General features: G+C 40.5%; 16 protein-coding genes. 8 read left to right on the top strand and 8 right to left on the bottom strand.

Annotated elements, in window-relative coordinates; translation table 11 throughout:
• Positions 1–25 precede the first annotated feature (25 nt).
• Positions 26–571 (top strand): hypothetical protein, encoded by a 546-nt coding sequence (locus tag G509_RS0108340; RefSeq protein ID WP_026991103.1) that lies wholly within the window; start codon positions 26–28, stop codon positions 569–571.
• 158 nt (positions 572–729) lie between these two features.
• Positions 730–1,203 (top strand): HAD family hydrolase, encoded by a 474-nt coding sequence (locus G509_RS0108345; RefSeq protein WP_026991104.1) that lies wholly within the window; start codon positions 730–732, stop codon positions 1,201–1,203.
• 178 nt (positions 1,204–1,381) lie between these two features.
• On the opposite strand, the gene G509_RS0108350 is transcribed toward G509_RS0108345, so the two are convergent.
• From G509_RS0108350 to G509_RS0108370, 3 genes are all read right to left on the bottom strand, one after another.
• The gene (locus G509_RS0108350) at positions 1,382–1,729 is read right to left on the bottom strand and encodes a hypothetical protein (protein WP_026991105.1); all 348 of its coding nucleotides are present in this window, start codon (positions 1,727–1,729) and stop codon (positions 1,382–1,384) included.
• A gap of 554 nt (positions 1,730–2,283) precedes the next feature.
• The gene (locus G509_RS0108360) at positions 2,284–2,523 is read right to left on the bottom strand and encodes a hypothetical protein (RefSeq protein ID WP_026991107.1); all 240 of its coding nucleotides are present in this window, start codon (positions 2,521–2,523) and stop codon (positions 2,284–2,286) included.
• Between the two features lie 261 nt (positions 2,524–2,784).
• The gene (locus tag G509_RS0108370) at positions 2,785–6,201 is read right to left on the bottom strand and encodes a hypothetical protein (RefSeq protein ID WP_026991109.1); all 3,417 of its coding nucleotides are present in this window, start codon (positions 6,199–6,201) and stop codon (positions 2,785–2,787) included.
• Between the two features lie 185 nt (positions 6,202–6,386).
• Between G509_RS0108370 and G509_RS0108375 the strand changes: the two genes are divergently transcribed.
• Entirely contained in the window at positions 6,387–6,905 is a 519-nt protein-coding gene (locus G509_RS0108375; RefSeq protein ID WP_026991110.1) for a hypothetical protein, read from the top strand.
• Between the two features lie 116 nt (positions 6,906–7,021).
• The gene (locus G509_RS0108380; protein ID WP_026991111.1) at positions 7,022–7,765 is read left to right on the top strand and encodes a toxin-antitoxin system YwqK family antitoxin; all 744 of its coding nucleotides are present in this window, start codon (positions 7,022–7,024) and stop codon (positions 7,763–7,765) included.
• 790 nt (positions 7,766–8,555) lie between these two features.
• On the opposite strand, the gene G509_RS0108385 is transcribed toward G509_RS0108380, so the two are convergent.
• The 3 genes from G509_RS0108385 to G509_RS0108395 are packed head-to-tail and all read right to left on the bottom strand — an operon-like array spanning position 8,556 to position 11,219.
• Positions 8,556–10,139, bottom strand: coding sequence for a S41 family peptidase (locus G509_RS0108385; protein ID WP_026991112.1), 1,584 nt, complete (start codon positions 10,137–10,139; stop codon positions 8,556–8,558).
• A 3-nt stretch (positions 10,140–10,142) separates the two neighbouring features.
• Positions 10,143–10,574 carry a deoxycytidylate deaminase gene (locus tag G509_RS0108390; RefSeq protein ID WP_026991113.1) on the bottom strand — a complete coding sequence of 144 codons (432 nt, stop codon included), beginning with the start codon at positions 10,572–10,574 and terminating at the stop codon, positions 10,143–10,145.
• Between the two features lie 54 nt (positions 10,575–10,628).
• Positions 10,629–11,219, bottom strand: a complete 591-nt coding sequence (locus G509_RS0108395; RefSeq protein WP_026991114.1) for a HupE/UreJ family protein — start codon at positions 11,217–11,219, stop codon at positions 10,629–10,631.
• A gap of 166 nt (positions 11,220–11,385) precedes the next feature.
• Here G509_RS0108395 and G509_RS0108400 point away from each other — a divergent pair, with 166 nt between their 5' ends.
• The gene (locus tag G509_RS0108400) at positions 11,386–11,817 is read left to right on the top strand and encodes a tellurite resistance TerB family protein (RefSeq protein WP_026991115.1); all 432 of its coding nucleotides are present in this window, start codon (positions 11,386–11,388) and stop codon (positions 11,815–11,817) included.
• A 44-nt stretch (positions 11,818–11,861) separates the two neighbouring features.
• Here the strand turns inward: G509_RS0108400 and G509_RS0108405 are convergent, their stop codons facing one another.
• On the bottom strand, positions 11,862–13,457 hold the full coding sequence (locus tag G509_RS0108405; RefSeq protein WP_026991116.1) for a hypothetical protein: 1,596 nt from the start codon (positions 13,455–13,457) through the stop codon (positions 11,862–11,864).
• A 157-nt stretch (positions 13,458–13,614) separates the two neighbouring features.
• Here G509_RS0108405 and G509_RS0108410 point away from each other — a divergent pair, with 157 nt between their 5' ends.
• A complete protein-coding gene (locus G509_RS0108410) occupies positions 13,615–14,661 on the top strand; it encodes a hypothetical protein (RefSeq protein ID WP_026991117.1) in 1,047 nt (348 codons plus the stop codon).
• Positions 14,662–14,741: 80 nt separating this feature from the next.
• Here G509_RS0108410 and fbp read toward each other — a convergent pair whose 3' ends face one another.
• Positions 14,742–15,749 (bottom strand): class 1 fructose-bisphosphatase, encoded by a 1,008-nt coding sequence (fbp, locus tag G509_RS0108415; protein ID WP_026991118.1) that lies wholly within the window; start codon positions 15,747–15,749, stop codon positions 14,742–14,744.
• 110 nt (positions 15,750–15,859) lie between these two features.
• Here fbp and G509_RS0108420 point away from each other — a divergent pair, with 110 nt between their 5' ends.
• Positions 15,860–16,333, top strand: coding sequence for a GNAT family N-acetyltransferase (locus tag G509_RS0108420; RefSeq protein WP_026991119.1), 474 nt, complete (start codon positions 15,860–15,862; stop codon positions 16,331–16,333).
• 34 nt (positions 16,334–16,367) lie between these two features.
• Complete coding sequence (locus G509_RS0108425) at positions 16,368–17,624, top strand: aspartate kinase (RefSeq protein ID WP_026991120.1); 1,257 nt, start codon at positions 16,368–16,370, stop codon at positions 17,622–17,624.
• Positions 17,625–17,642 lie beyond the last annotated feature (18 nt).

Genomic DNA, 17,642 nt, shown 5'->3' on the forward strand with positions numbered 1-17,642 from the left:
CAGCGAAGTGGAGAAATTTTAAATTATGATAAAATTGATAAAGTTTATTTTAATAGCATTACTAGCCAATTCTTGCATATCAAAAAAGGGGACAGAATACGCAAACGATTTTAATAATATGGAAGACACTGTGTTTAAGGAAAAATATTTTGAATCAGAAATTACTGACAAGTATAGTTATAAAAATATAAAATACGGTGAAGCTTATTTTGTATATGATAATAATTTTACTTTTCAGATCATTGTATTTTCTGAGAACAAATTTATTTATAAATCGCAATTAATGGCGAACGAAACAAGAAGTAACTTTCCAGTACAAAAATTATTTAGGGGCAGTACTTTTTCGGTTAACGGAAACACACTGAAAATAAAAAGTATGGCAAGAACTCCTGGCAATACATATTTAGTAGTTGAGGAAGGAATAATTAAGAACGACACAATTTATATTAATAAACAGTATAATGCACATGGTATTAGAAATAAAGAAATATTATCTAAAGAAATATACTTGGCTCCTGATATTAAAGTAGTTAATTTTGAAAACAATTATTACGTTGAAAAAATTAATTAGTTATATTGAATTTCTCAATAGCGCATATTTCCAATCCGTGCCATACACTTTTTTCATTTCGACCGCGGCGCAGCGAAGTGGAGAAATCTGTAAGTATTTAAGTGTTGACAAGGATACAAATTTGCGCTATTGGGAGCGAATAAAAAATCAGAACAAAAATGAAAAAAATTACTCTATTTACCTTACTCTTAACCTTGATAATTTCTTGTAGCAAAGATAAATCTGAGTCTATATCCCGAGTGAAGAAGGAAGAATTAAATATGGCAACAAATGATTTATCATTTGATAAACTGAAAAATACACGATGGATTATAGGTGAAAATGGATTAAATGGTGAAACACCTGACACTATTATTTTTGACAAGCCAAATAAACTAACTTATATAAGTACTGATACAGGCAAAGAAATATTAGATTATTCGATTGAAAAAGACACCATCACATATATATCATATTCATCCGAAGCTAATCTTGAAACTGATGATGAAATAAATTGTGAGCAAAAGAACAAGCTGCTTTTTTTAGATACCAAATTGAAATATATTTATTTTGAGCAAAAATGTTCTAATACTCCTAATTCAGAGAAAATAAATATGGAAGGTCAAAACGCATATTTCCGAAAAATTAAATAAAACATATGTAGAATGTAGCGTTGTTCCATTTCGACCTAAGCCTGCCTGCCGATTGGTAGGCGTAGCGAAGAAGAGAAATCTATAATTATTTATAAGTGTAGTAACGGATTGCAAATCCGCGCTATCTGGGTACATATATAAAATATAACTTTAATCCACAAGAACTAGTTAAGAGAACTTATTTTGGAATACTAAATAACCCTTTTTCAGTTATACATAATCCCTCTATTTTAAAATCTAATGCTACAGTTAGAGATTCAATAACAGCGTACATTAGTAGCATATTTGTTGTATCTACAGGCATCAGTCTAATATTATTAATTTCGACATCGAAACCTTTTTTAAATTTTTCGAAAAAATAATAAATTCCTGTTTGTAAAAACAAGTCAGAATTTTCTAATATGAGATTTTCATTTTTTTCGATTTCAATATTAACTATCTTCTTATCATTTAAAACAGCTTTCATATCAAATGAGACTCTAAAACCAATTCCATTAGCTAATTTAACTAAATTATATTTATACATATTATTTGTTTTTTATTACTTTACCAATATCAACTTTTTTTAATTCCCCTGCTGGCGGAGCGTCATGCTCGCGCCCACAAGCAAGGCCTGCTAATAATAAAATATACACATCATGGGGCTAATTATATATCCATTTCTTTTTATTACGGTCTTGCTAATAATTATGGACTTTATATTGATTATTAAATCGTTTTATAAGAGGCAATTTAAAAACAGAGAATTTATTTATGGGCTGGTTATCGCTGTTGTATTGTACTTACTATTATTTCTTGATTATTATTTTAGTACTTCTGCCTATGGTTTAGGTGCCTACTTTTTATTTCCGTTTATAATGATATGGATTCCGTTTCTAATCGCATTCATTCTGAGGTTTAGTAAAAAAGGTACATTAAGGCAAATTTCCAGATCAATAATAGTAAGCATTGTATTTTCTGGGTTGTTTATATTTTCATTCCAAAAAGTAACCTTTTACATACTCGATTTTTTAGCAATACCAAAAAGGTGGTAATTGATAATTACGGGCACGATTGCAAATCAGGCACGATCTGGTTTTCTTATATAATAATTATTCCATTTTCTTTACACGTCTTTAGATAGGTAATAATGTCGTTTTCAATAACTAAATATGCTTCAATATCAGTAAATTTTAAGTCTTTAAGGTATTTACCAACTTTGGATATTATTTCACCACCTGTAGAACCACTTATTATGCAGTCTTTTATGTTTTCTACAACATCTGAAAACCTAAGCTGTAATTTGCTTTCTGAAACATTTAGTATTTTTTGATAATCCATATCATTAATTTTATTGGTGTTATTACATTATTCGTTGTTCCAACTTTCTTAATAACTTTTACCGGTATTAGAGCTATCCACGATAACGGATATTTCCAATCCGTGCCATACACTTTTTCCATTTCGATCGCAGCACAGTGCAGTGGAAAAATCTGTAATAAAGCGAGATGCCTCAATCACACCGCACCTGCAAAAACCCCCTCTTCAGCGCCTCTATTATCTCCCGTCTATCATCTATTATCTAATCTCTACCATCTACCCCTAAAAATAAGCCCTAAGCTGCACACTACCCGTGTGTATGGCCTGGCTGGTTTCGCTTTTACGGCCCTGGTAGCTAACATTAACATCTAAAAATTGGGTCAGGTTTTTTTGCAGCAGCAGTCGCCATGTAGTGTTTTGGCCGGGTTGCAGGCCCTGTAGCATCTGGTAGGCGGCGGCGCTGGTCTGTGTACCGCTAAAGTCGTTTTTATAAAGCGAGAATTCGCCACTGGCGGTAAATTTTTTCTCAGACGCGTAGGTAAACGACGTTCCCACCCGTTGCTGACTCAGGGTTTCCAGATCGCCAATGCGGTTTTTCTTGTCCTGGTACTCATAAAACACATCCCAACTGGCATTACGCGAAAAAATGTACGACACCTTAGGCCCCACCAAATAACTGTCTATAGTATAGTTCTTGCTGCCGTAGGTATCGGCCACAGTGCTCGATTTAGTCGACTGCCCGTTAAAGCTCATCAGCCATGTTTTTTGTATCAGGTGGGCATACTGCGCCTGGTGCGATTGCGTTTTGGTATCCTGCGAGCCTACCGACAGCAAACTTTTTACCCTGTTGGTAATATAGGTATAGGTAACCGAATGCCGTTGCTTGCCACGGTTGTAAAACAGGCTGTTTCTAAACGATGAGTTAAGCCCCAGCAGTTCGTTTTCGCTTGTAGAAAATGGGTTCAGATCGAAGTTACCGGCATTGCGCTCAATCTTCCGGTCTATTAAAAACGAACTCTGGTTATAAAAATACGAAAGCAGTTTTTTAAAGCCGCCCATATTTTGCCACTGCGTAGGGTTTAAAGTAACCGACTGCGAGAATTTATTTTGGTGCGTGCGTATGTACACCTGGTTGGGCAAATACACACGCACATAAATTGCCTGGTCGGGGTAGGGGGCCACCTCAAACTCCTGCAGTTCCTGTATGCCGTTGCCGTTATAATCGTTCCATAAATACACGCCCTGCCCGGGGTCTACTTCTAAATAAGTAAACTCCTGCTGCGCAATGGTGCCCGATGCCGTTTCATAAGCCGTGGTAACCTGCACAAGCTGGTCCCAATAGCGGTCGTTATACAAAAGGCGCGAGTTAAGGCTGGGCTCATCTGCAAAAGCAGCATCTTCAAACTTAAGCTTGCGGTAGTTAACAAAAAGGGTCAGGTCGCTTTTATCGGTCTTTAATAATCGCGACTTAAGGTAGTACGAGCGCGAGGTATTTACTTTTTCCAGCAACCCGTTAGTAAGGCTGTCGTTGGCGCGTTGCAGGTAGCCCAGTTCCACATACACCTTGGTACTATCGCCACGGCCTACAAAAGCACCATATTCGGTATACCGCTGGCTTAACGCCGAAAACTGCCCCGTTGCCTTTAGCCGTTCGCGGTTGTCTTCCAGGCGCAGGCTGCTGCCTACCCAGTTTTTGCCAAAGTGGTATTTAGCCAAAGCTTCGTTTCTTATAAAAGTCGACTTAGAATACGTGCCATCACTCTCCAGCCAGCTGCCCTGGTTTTGCACCACCAGCTTGTCTAACTTAAACTGGCCGTCTACCACGTGGCGCAGGCCGTTAAACGCACTCGAAAAATCCAGTTTTTCTACCTGGTAGTTAAGTTGCCCCTTTTTAGGAACGCGCAACGTAGTACCCGCCACAAGGTAGCTCTGGTTGGCCTCGGTAGTAATAATGTTGGTAAGGTTCCAGTCGCGGTTAAATTCGATATTAAAAAGGCGCTCAATGGTCCTGAAGTCCTTCTGCACAAACTGGTAGTTGGCAAACGCATCCAGTTCCCAGTCGCCTGTATAAAGGCGCTGCTTTGCGTTAAGCTTACCGGCAAGGCCGCTGTTGTTGCCATCGTCTATAGGCGAATAAAGGTTAAGGTCGTTGTTGCTAATGCCCGCCTCAAAATCTATAAGGGTTTTTTCGCTTGGGTTAAATTTACCAAGCACCGTAGCAATCTGAATTTTAGCCGGTGGCGTAAGGTTAATAACCGGCTCGTAATTACCCTGCAATACACCATCTATAGGGGCGGCATATTGGTAAATTTTACCAATGGCCGCCGCATTAGCCAGCACATAGTTGCCCTGGTTGGTGCCCACAAGGCTAAAGCGCACATTGTATAAAACATCGTCGGCGTTGTTAGAATATTCAAAAACCTCCACCCCGCTAACGGTAATTTTTTTGTAGAGTACTTTATTCTCGGTATAGCTATCCACGTAGGCCGATGGCGCCGTCATCAGCGTAGTATCATCACCCGCCTGTTGCAGGGTGGCCACCTGCTCTTCGCTAAGGTTTTGCTGTAGTGGCTGGTTTTTCATATCGCTTTCAGAATATACATAACCGCCAATACTCCAGTCGTCGCGCTCGTGGGTAACACCACCGTAGGTAACAAAACGGGTAAAGTTTTGCTGGGTGTACTGGTACTCTACATTAATACGCATCTCTGATGTGATGGGGAAAAGCGAGGTGAAAATAATTTCGCCCGCATTATAGTCTATAATATAGTCGTTGCTCTCGCCGCGCTCTAAGAGGATTCCGTTAACGTACACCCGCTCCGACCCCGATATTACCAGTACATACAGCTCGCCGCTATTGCCGGTAAGCTTATAAGGCCCCTGGTTGCCCTCCTGACCCGTAAAGGTACTGCGGGCATACTGGCCGCGCACTAAGGCCGCAGCTGCAAAGACAGACGTTTTGTTACCCTCTTTACCAAAGTTAAAACTGGTAGAAAGCCCCTGTACTTTTTTGTTGAAGTTTAAAAACCGCGACTGCCGGTTCTCTAAAAACAGGTCGCCCGCGCGGATGTTCCACTTATCGCTAAACATCTCTATAAATATCTGGTCAAATTCATCCAGTTTTTGCGAATAGCCGCCTTCCTGCAGCGGTATATTACTGTCTTGTATAGACGCACGCAGGCTGACTTTATCTGATAGTTTGCCCGTAATCTGTAAATCCAGGTTAGAGTTAACCACGGCATTCTGGTTATTGCCCACCGTTATACCGCGCGTAATACTGCCCGATGTAGTAAGGCCGTCAAAAGGTTTGTAGGTGCTCAGGTTATCGCGCGTAACAGTATAGCGGCTTTCGCCGTTAGACTCGTTGCTAACAATACGGTTGGACTCGTAAATGCTGTATTTTTTGGTAAGATAATCCGGGTAGGCTAAGTAGCTAACCGTTAGGCTGTCTTGTGTGGTAAAGCCGTTTTTAAACACCAGCGTACCGGTGCTAAAGTTTACTTTGTAGTTGGTGGTGTCTATTTCTTTACCGGCAAGGTCCTGCACCTTAAAATAGGCAGGGTTTAGGCTTATGCTGTCTATACGGATGGTATCGTTAACGGCGGCTGTTTTTTTATTTTTGTAGGGCGATGGGGTTTCCTGTGCGTAAACCGCGGAAACACAACATAAAAGCATCCATAAAACAGCGTTTTTAAGCATCGTTACTTTATAACTCAAAAATGGCAAAAGTAGTGTATTTAAGCCTAAGATTTAAGAGTGTGCGCAAGGGGCAGGGTTATATAATTTTACTAAAAGTGTTGTAATTTACTTAATGTAATACTTTTAAGTTCAGTTTTTTCATACGTTTGTTGTACACACACGCACACACACTAAATAACAAATTTATGGAAATGAGAGATTACGGCCTTTTGGGCTTTCATTTTCTGATTGCTTTACCTGAAAAAAACACAGTAAATGGTCTTTTTGCCGATTATAAAATTGGCTACATCACGAAAAGTAATTCAGAAGAAATTAGCATTGATGATTACAATGTACTGCTGGCAGATAACAATTTTGGGGAGGTTGTTACAGCATACATTGGTACCGACGACGATTGCAGTTTTTCTATTACCTACAGCAAAACCTATATAGAGGTATGGTTTGGCTTTTACCCGGGCACCCCTATTAACGGCTATGCCGGGTTATTGCACCAGTTAAACGAGGTAGCCGATTATTGCGTTGCCGGTTTTGAGGTAGAGATTGGCTCTGCCGAATTAGAAGAGGGCGAAGAAGAGCTATCGCCTAACTTTCATCCGTTTTGCCTGCTGCGCAACGGCGAGCTAAAATGGTGCGGTAAAAACGTAAACCCTAAAATGGAAGAGTTAATACAGGAAAACCTTAAAGCGGTAGGATTAATTGAGTAGTAAACTCAGGCTTCAGTACACAGTAAATTTTTATGTCTCAATTAACCTTATTAGTGAGTTTAAGGTAGTTGAGACTAACTTTTTTTGTAGGTTTGTTATATAAACCAAGCCATCCTATGCTAAAAAAGCTACTCATTACGTTACTGTTTTTAAGCGCCCTGTCCTGCAAAAAAGAGGGGCCGGAGAAAGAATATTACAACAACGGCAACTTAAAATCGGTTTACGTTTATAAGCCCGGATTTAAAGGGGCCGAAAGGAAGTTTTACAACGAAAATGGTATCTTAGTAGGCCAAAAAATTTGGAAGGACTCGCTTAACGTTATCCAGAAAGAATATTACCGCAATAAAAAACGCAAAGCATTTGGCGCATTGTATGATGAGCATAAAACCGGCTGGTGGAGTTTTTACAATGGCGATGGCCTACTTAACCGTAAAACAGAATTTGTTTTTATTGATGGTAAGGAAGTCGCCAACCAGACCATTATTTACAAACCCGACGGAACGGTTAACCCGCAGGAAAGTACTATTTTTAGCATAGCCTTAAAAGATACATTAAAGGTGGGGCGCTCCATTGGTACCATAAATTACAGGCCGGTACTATCGGCTAAAAGTGTATTTAATGTTTATGTGGGCCAGGGCATAAAACCCGACTTTAGTAACCTGCGAACCGTTAAGCTGGATACTTTTTCGTCTGACGATAAAAACAACATTTGGTTTGGCGTAGAAGCCCTGCAACCCGGCAAAAAAAGCGTTGGGGGCATTTTGGAAGAACTATTTTATGAAGCAAATAAAGATAAGACCGACCTGGTTATTAAAAAACAATACACTTATTTTAGGAAAGATATTTATATAGCAGAGTAGGCTGTATTCTTATTACCTCCATCTGGATAGCGGATTTAGTAACAGGTAGTGTTAACCCTAATGGCTATTTATATTAAATCTTCGCGAGGCACGAAGCGATCCCATTCGTGGTGAAGATGCGGGGAGTTAATTTGAGAGATTCCTCCTGCGTCGGAATAACAGCCGCTTTGTCATTTTGAGCGCAGCGCAGCGGAGTCGAAAAATCTCTGATAACAATTACACATGATATAAGAGAGATTCCTCCTTCGTCGGAATGACAGCTGCCATGTCATTTTGAGCGTAGCGCAGCGGAGCCGAAAAATCTCTAATAGCTTTACAGATTTAAGAGATTTCTTCCGCGTCGGAATAACGGCCGATTGTCATTTTGAGCGCAGCGCAGCGGAGTCGAAAAATCTCTAATAACAATTACACATTATATAATAAAGATTCCTCCTTCGTGGGGATGATAGCTGCCATGTCATTTTGAGCGCAGCGCAGCGGAGTCGAAAAATCTCTAATAACAATTACACATGATATAATAGAGTCCTCCTTCGTCGGAATAACAGCCGCTTTGTCATTTTGAGCGCAGCGCAGCGGAGTCCAAAAATCTCTAATAACAATTACACATGATATAAGAGATTCCTCCTTCGTCGGAATAACAGCCGCTTTGTCATTTTGAGCGCAGCGCAGCGGAGTCGAAAAATCTCTAATAACTTTACAGATAATATAAGATAGATTCCTCCTTCGTCGGGATGATAGCTGCCAACTGAAAACTGCGACCTGCCTACCGGCAGGCAGGCTGCGACCTGAATTACTTCTTCTCTGCCAAAACAGCCTTAACCATGTTATCTTCCTTCAGTATCATTTCGTAGTAGGCTTTTTCGCTTAAAAGCTGCCTGCAAAACTCTGCGGCAAGGTAGTGCTTAACGCGGGCGTTGTACTTATCCAACTGAAACACCAGTCCGTTGCTTAGCAGGTATTTGTTAAAGGCATTAAAGTATTTATCGCCGGTACTAACCTTATCGGTTATCTGCGTAGCATTCATGCCGGTAAAGCCCGTGCGGTCTTTATCAAGTTGCTCAAAAATAAAATAGCTAACAATACCGCTTTGCATTACCTGAGATAGCGCCTCATCGCCGTGCTTGCCCTCTAAAGCCACAAACAAATCGGGTACAATACCGCCGCCACCGTAAACGGTACGGCCTTTAATGGTCTTGAATTTAAGGGTATCGGCTACTTTAATACTATCGGCGGCATATAGCTCGCCGCTCTCGTAGCGTTTCTGGAAATCATTATAATAATCTTCGCCGCCATTGGCATAGCTGCGCTGTATCGACCTGCCCGACGGCGTATAATAACGCGCTACGGTAAGGCGCACGGCACTGCCATCGCCCAAAGGCATTTCGCGCTGCACAAGGCCCTTGCCGAATGATCGGCGGCCTACTATAGTACCCCTGTCGTTATCCTGAATGGCGCCCGCTAATATTTCACTTGCCGATGCGCTGTTCTCGTTTATCAGTACAAACAGTTTACCGGTCTCAAAAATGCCATCGCCGGTGGCTTTTGTTTCGTCTATACGGCCTTTTTTGTTCTTGGTTTTAACTATAAGCTGGCCTTTAGTCAAAAATTCGTCGGCAATTTCTACGGCCTTTTCAAGGTAGCCGCCACCATTATCCCTAAGGTCTACAATGATGGATGTTGCCCCCTGTTTTTTAAGGTCGGCCAAAGCAGTGTGAAATTCGTCTGCCGTGGTCTCGGCAAAGCGGTTTACCTTAATGTAGCCCACGCCGGGGTTGGCCATAACGGCAGCATCTACACTTTTAATAGGCACAACATCACGCGTTAGGTTAACCTTAAACTGCTTTTTAGTGCTTTTACGAAAAACGGTAAGCGTAAGCTTAGAACCCTCTTCGCCCTTAAGTTTAGAAAAAAGCGTATCGTTAGGCAGCTTGCGGCCAAAAAGCTTGTAGTTATCGGCATATAAAATACGGTCGCCGGCCTTAATGCCCGCTTTATCGCTTGGCCCGCCGGGAACGGGTTTTATAACTGCAACAGAGTCTTTGTACATATAAAAATTAACCCCAATGCCCACAAAATCGCCGCGCATGCTTTGCGATACCTGCTCCATCTCTTCTTTATTAATGTACACCGAGTGGGGGTCCAGCTTTTCGAGTATGCTGTTAACGGTAAGGTCTACAATAGAGTCGGTATTAACATCATCAACATATTCGTTATCAATAAAATCCATAAGCTTATTAAGCTTGCTTTTATTAGAGCCCGATGCTATGCCGATGCCGCCGCCCTGCGCCGGAAAGTTAAGTATGCTGCCCAGCACCAGGCCAACGGCCATGGCAAGTGCAACTATAATAGGTATGTATAAACGTTGTATTTTCATGTATTATATCTGGTCCAGATCTGGAACGCACTCTACCTGCACGCCGGCTTTTCTAAGAAAATCCAGTCCCGAATTATCTTTGTATTCCGTTTGGTAAACCACCCTTTTAATACCGCTTTGGTGTATTAGCTTACTGCAGTCTTTACAGGGCGATAGGGTTATGTACAGCGTAGCGCCTTCGCACGATTGTGTTGAACGGGCAACTTTTAATATAGCATTGGCTTCGGCGTGCAGCACATACCATTTGGTAAGGTTGTCTTCGTCTTCGCAGCAATTCTCAAACCCCGATGGTGTCCCGTTATAACCGTCGGATATTATCATCCTGTCTTTAACAATAATTGCGCCAACTTTTTTGCGCTGGCAATAGGATAGCTGCCCCCATTCGCGCGCAATCCGTAAGTAAGCCCTGTCGTATTTATTAAGTTTCTCCTTCATGTATATAAACCCTGCCTAAGATAAGGTGGCAGGCGTAGTTTGTGCGTTAAAAAATTACCAAATTTCGGCGCTTATTATCATGGGTAGTACCACACCCGCAACAAAGGCCGATGTTACCAGCAGCCAGTCGCGCCGCTGCACCTTTAAGGCACCCTGCATTATAAACGATAGTACCAGCACCGTTAGTACAACAATTAGCTGTGCCGCCTCTATGCCCAGTGCAAACTCCAGCAGGGGCGCAAGTTTAGAATCTGAATCGTTATTTATTATTATCTTAAAATAGTTAGAAAAGCCCAACCCGTGAATGATGCCAAAAAACAAGGTAGTAAAAGCAACAAAGTTAATACTCTGGGTTTTGGCCGCTTTTTTGCCCGATGTAATAATGTTGTACAGCGCGGTTATAAGTATGGTTACGGGTATTAAAAATTCTACAAAGGTGCTGTTTATACGCACCACCCCGTAAACCGAAAGTATAAGCGATAGGGTATGCCCAATGGTAAACAGCGTGGCAAGCAGCAGTACATTGCGCCAGTCTTTAAAAGAGTAAGGCACGGTAAGCGCCATTAAAAACATAACATGGTCGTAACCGCCCAGGTCTAGGACATGCTTAAGGCCAATTTGAAAATACAACCAAAAATCGGGCATCAAAAAAAGGTTTTATGCGTAAAATAATCTGTAAACTTACTTATTTTTTAGATATGTACACGGCTTACTACCTTACATATTACGCGTTAATAGTAAAATCTTTTCTAAAAATTATTATTACCTTAAATATAAAATTATCTTTGCCAAAATTTTGAATTACTCTACTATGTCCATTTCAGATTTATTCGATAGCGGTTTTAAAGACAGGAACAAAGGCCATTTTGCCTCAATTGTAAGGGTTGCCATGGAAAACGGCCACCTGAGTGAAGAAGAACGCTTGTTCTTAGATAAATTAGCCAAGAGGCTTGAAATATCTGATGAAGAGTACAGAGAGATACTGGCCAACCCAAAAGGGTACCCAATTAACCCGCCGTACCTTCACGTACAAAGGCTTGAGCGCCTTTACGACCTTTCGCGCATGGTATATGCCGATCATGTTTTAGGTCCAAAACAAAAAGAAATACTTACACGCTTTTCGCTTGCGCTGGGCTTTACCCCGGGCAACGTACAGTATATTGTAGATAAAGCGCTTTCGCTACTGGTTATGAATGTAGATTCTGACACCTTTGTATACGAAATGCAACACATGAACAAATAATGAAGAAGCCCCTTACGGGGCTTTTTTATTAGGGTATTGTTAGGTTAATTAAGTTTAACCTTAATTATTACGTCTTTTTTCTTTTTATTCATCTCAAATAATATTTCGTTATTTACAAGTTTCAGGATATTTTCTGCCTCAAACTCTTCTAAAGATAAGCCGCCAACATCTTTGGTATTAAAAATTGTACTGCAAACCATATCTCCTGTAGCGTTGTTAACCTTATAGGCAGTAAAGTAACCGTGCTCTCTATCGGCATACTCAGCAGGTACTTTATCTTTAGGCAGGTTGTAATTTTTTACATTATCTATAAAGAAAAAGTAATTGTAGCCATTGGCTTCTATCTGTTTAAAAGACATCGATCCTTTACCGTATATGCCACGCTGGTGTTTTGGTATTTTTTTCATCCATAGCAATTTTCCCGCGGCATCTGCTTTTACAAGTAAAATATCGTTATAATTAGAAGGATAAGAACTTAGGCCAGAAGCACCCTGGTTAACCTCTGTATAATCTTGTTCTGCAATAAGTAATAATCCTCCTTTTGCATCTATTGCAAGGTCGTTAAGTGTTAAATAAGGATACCCAACATCTCCGGTTGCAAAGTCTTTAGTGTTTTTCTTTACCTCTCTTTCGGCAATATACTGGTTTACTATCTCTAACGGAATTTCGAATGTTTTAAGGTCAGTAACCGCTCCGTTAGCATCAACCTTACCATAAATCAGTCCGTTATTTGTTTTAGGGTTGCCAAGGTTATAGAAACCGGCACAAACCAGGTATTTATCAGGATGCTCAAAAAAACGCGCTCCACTAATAAATTTATCTTTAGCATTAACGGTAGTTATGTCAAATTTAGCCGCACCCTTTTTTAGCTTAAATATCTCTATATGCGAGTTTTCTTTACCATCCTTATCCTTTTTGTTATCTCTATCGCTACTGCCTTCAAACACTTTAAGCATCATATAAGAGTCTCCCACACCATCTATGGCATAGTCCATATATTCAACTCGGTCTTTTTTGTAGGGCAACTTTATTTCTTTATCAGAAATTATTTTTAAGTCAGCATCAAAAGCTTTAATGCCTATAACCTGGTCGTCCAGTTTATTATTCTTATCTATTTTAAGGTATTGCACCAGCAACATTTTTTTATTCAGGTCGGTTAATACTGCAAAATTTAAACGCTCTTTAAACCACCATCCTGTTACTACGCCAGATGCCCTGCCGCTAACCTTAAAAAGCAACTTTCCGTCTCCTGTAAACGTTCCTTTTTCAAAATCAATCTCTCTTACAAATATCTGGTCATGGCCTTCGCCGTCTGAGAGGGCATAGAAGTAATAATATTTGTTATTAAACTCAATTGAATTTATTGGTATTGTTTTTTTAGGCAAATCTTTGTAGAGTGTTTCTTTAACCAAATCGGCTTTCGCAGATTCTGAATTAAATTTTTGCAGGTAAACTTCTCCGTTAGAATAATTAATTTTAAGCGCCAGGACCTCGTTTGCTTTGGTAAAAAATATTTCTCTCCCGTCCCTCGCTTCATACGGTGTACTACTATTATATACATAGTCTTTAGATAATTCTTTCTGGGCAAGAGCCGTGAATGCTAAAAGCTGTAGAGCAATAACAAGCAGTAATTTTTTCATATTTTTTGAATTTTTAGTATTGGTTTACAAGTATACACAATTTATCAATCGGAAATGGCTTTTATAAATCCCTATTTTAACAGTATTTCAGGCTTTATCAACCATATTGCTGCTTCCGTTTAAATAAGTATCTTGTAAGACCAATCGCTGCAGAACTATGAAACTGTTTTCTTCGCTAATACTTGTATTGTTTTTTGTTTCCTGCCAACATAACGATGGCGAAGCTATTATTACATCAGGTTCTACTTTACAGGTTAATGGCATTACCGTAATTACCGACACCATTATTACTAATGAAAAAGGATTATTAGAGCCTATATTAATTTATAATAACAGCTATTACTGTCTATTGCACTCTAAAGATAGCATGGGACAATACAACGCTAAATACTTTTGCGTAATAAACAACAATGGAGGGATTAAAAATATTGAAGGTTTATCCGGTTATAACGAATTTGGGTATAACGATATACACATACGCCATGATAGTGTAATGGTTAAAAGCTATTTTGATGAAAATTCAAGTTTTTATATAGACGAGCAAAACAAAAAAGCTATACCCATAAAAACGGTTGACGATGTGGTGTTTGAAGATAATGATTACTATGTTACCGCGCTTGATTTTGGCGAATGGGGTAGCGCTACATGGTTTAGAGATAAAAAAACAGGTATAGAGTATATAGCAGCCGGATTTATAACCCCGGAAATTAGAAAATTTAAAGGAGCTTATTATTTAATAAGCCCTGGCGAGATTAATGTGGTTGATAACCCTAAGTTGCTGGAAAATGCTGGCAAAGGTGCTTACAAGAGCTTTTTAGGAGAAGGTGGTGCAGGGAAATTTTACGAACGGGAATATAAAGGCTATACAAAAGGCTTAAGGAATATTTTTAGCAGAAAAATAACGTACGAACGTGAGAGCAACTTTTGCATAGGTCCGGCATTTACACATAATGATAGCCTTAGGTTTATTACAAGCGATAGTGCTGCGACTTATATTGCAAAAGCAGAAGGCAAAAAACTAATACCGGTTGCTAATATTGGTAAGGGCATAAAAGCTATTAGGCGCAATAATGTTTATCGCAACCTGTATCTTAATAAAACTATTCCGTTTAGCACAGGTAAAGAAGGTGTGTATGGCTTATTAGAAGTAAAAGGCAATAACATACTGTTACATTACTTTAAAAATGTGTCAAAAAGCAAGTAAACCACAAATCTTTGTCAGGACCTGTGGCTCGCTTTATAAACTTTCGACCTGAAGACTTTCAACTTTACGACTTGACCAACTTACACATATTTCGCCATAAACTCCTCGGCCTTATCAACCATGTTGCTGCTTCCGCAAAAAAACGGAACGCGTTGGTGCAGCTCTGTAGGCACAATTTCCATAATACGGCCAAAACCGTCGGAAGCCTTGCCACCGGCCTGTTCGGCAATAAACGCCATAGGGTTGCATTCGTACAGCAGCCTTAGCTTGCCATTAGGCGCCTTAGAGCTGGTTGGGTACAGGTAAATACCCCCTTTTATCATATTGCGGTGAATATCGGCCACAAGGCTGCCTATGTAGCGCGACGTATACGGGCGGTTGTCTTCCTCACGCTGGCAATACTTAAGGTAGTCTTTAACCCCCTGCGGAAAATGCACATAGTTACCCTCGTTAACTGAGTAGATAGTACCGTCTTTAGGGAACTGCATATTGGGGTGGCTCAAGTAAAACACACCAATAGCCGGGTTAAGGGTAAAGCCGTTTACGCCACGGCCCGTTGTGTACACCAACATGGTGCTGGTGCCATAAATAACGTAGCCGGCCGCCACCTGGGCATCGCCGGGCTGTAAAAAATCGTCTATAGTTACGGGGCTGCCAATAGGGGTAACCCTGCGGTAAATAGAAAAAATAGTACCTACAGATACGTTTACATCTATATTGCTCGACCCATCTAACGGGTCTATAAGCACAATGTATTTATTGTTGTGGCACTCGTCGCGCCCTTTTATGGTAATAAAATCGTCGTTCTCTTCGCTGGCAATGCCGCATACAATTTCGCGGTTAATAAGGGTTTCCATAAAAGTATCATTAGCAAAAACATCGAGCTTCTGCTGGTCTTCGCCCTGTATGTTCTGTGCACCAAAGGCACCGGTAATATCTACCAGGCCGGCCTGGTTTACCTTGTAGTTAACCACTTTTGCGGCAAGGCGTATAGAATTGATAAGCCGGGACAGCTCTCCCGATGAATATTTAAAGTCTTCCTGCTTCTCAATAATAAATTCTCCTAAGGTTTTGTTTCTTTCTTCCATTACGAAATCGTTATAGTTGGGTTGTGGCACAAATATCGAAATTTTTGTGATATGAAAACAAATTATTATTTAGCAATGTTTTTGAGTGTATTTTTGCCCAAATTTTGTTTATGATCATCCGAAAAGGAACCCCACAGGATATGCCTGCCGTGCTGGAACTTATTAAAGAACTGGCCACTTTTGAAAAAGAGCCCGATGCCGTTGTTGTTACCGTTAACGACCTGGTGGCCGATGGCTTTGGCGAGAGTCCGTTATTCCACACATTTGTGGCTCAAAAAGACAACGCGATTATTGGCATGGCACTTTTTTATTACCGCTATAGCACCTGGAAAGGAAAAACCATACATTTGGAAGACCTGATTGTTACAGAGGCTATGCGTGGCACCGGTGCCGGTAGCTTGCTGTATAAAGAAGTTATTAAGTTTGGAAAAAGCATTGGCGTGCGCCGTATAGAGTGGGCGGTATTAGACTGGAACACCCCTGCCATTGAGTTTTACGAGCGCAGCGGGGCCACCGTTTTTACCGACTGGCGCACGGTGCAAATGAACGAAGAGGGCATTACAAAGTTTACACTTGATTTATAAAATTACCCAATAAAAAGTATAATAGCTTACACAAATGAGAGTATTTAAATTTGGAGGTGCATCGGTTAAAGATGCCGATGGTATTAAAAACGTATACGACGTTTTACAAAAAGTGGGTCATGAAGATGTGCTTGTAGTTATAAGCGCCATGGGCAAGACCACAAATGCATTTGAGGTGGTTATAAAAAACTATTTTGATAAATCGGCAGAGTTGCAGGCTTCTATACAGGAAGTGCGAAAGTACCACAACCAGATATTAATGGACTTGTTTGACGACGAGAACCATGCTGTATTTGCTGCCGTTACCAAAATTTTTACCGATTTAGAGAGTTTCCTTAAAAATAATAAGTCGCCTAACTACAACTTTGTGTACGACCAGGTGGTAAGCCTTGGCGAGGTAATTTCTACCTGCATTGTTAGCCATTACTTTAACCACGTAGGCCTTAAAAACCAGTGGCTGGATGTGCGCGAGCTTATTAAGACAGATAACACCTACCGCGATGCTGTTGTAGACTGGGAGGCTACGCAAAAAAATATATCTAAAAACGTTAAGAAAAAAACGCTTAACATTACGCAGGGCTTTTTAGGATCTGACGATAATAACTTTACCACCACCCTGGGCAGGGAAGGGTCAGACTATACCGCAGCTATTTTTGCCTACTGCCTTAATGCCGAGAGTGTAACCATTTGGAAAGACGTGCCGGGTGTGCTTAACGCCGACCCCCGTTATTTTGAAAATGCCATACTGCTTAACCAGATATCGTATCGCGAGGCTATAGAGCTGGCGTTTTACGGTGCAACGGTAATTCACCCAAAAACATTGCAGCCGCTGCAAAAAAAGGAGATTCCGTTGTTTGTAAAATCGTTTGTTAACCCGCTGTTGCCGGGTACAAGGGTAAGCAAGGGCGCCGACTTAGAGCCGCAAACCAGCTGCTTTATCGTTAAAAAGAACCAGCTGCTTATATCGTTATCATCGCTTGATTTTTCTTTTATTATGGAAGAAAACATCAGCGAGATCTTTATGCTGCTTCATAAATTCAAGATCAAGGTAACGCTTATCCAGAATACGGCCATTAGCTTCTCGGTTTGTGTAGATGATAAATTCGGTAATTTTGCCGAGCTTAAAAGCGTACTGTCTAAAAAATTCCACGTTACGTATAACGATAATGTATCGCTGTACACCATCCGCCATTTTACCGAAAAATCGGGCGATGCCGTTGCTAAAAACAAAGTGGTTTTAGTAAGGCAGGTAAGCAGGGAAACATTACAGATAGTAACGAAAGAAGCGTAGCGGAGTGAGCAGTCGCAG

The organism is Flavobacterium subsaxonicum WB 4.1-42 = DSM 21790 (genome assembly GCF_000422725.1).
GTDB classification, from domain to species: Bacteria; Bacteroidota; Bacteroidia; order Flavobacteriales; family Flavobacteriaceae; genus Flavobacterium; species Flavobacterium subsaxonicum.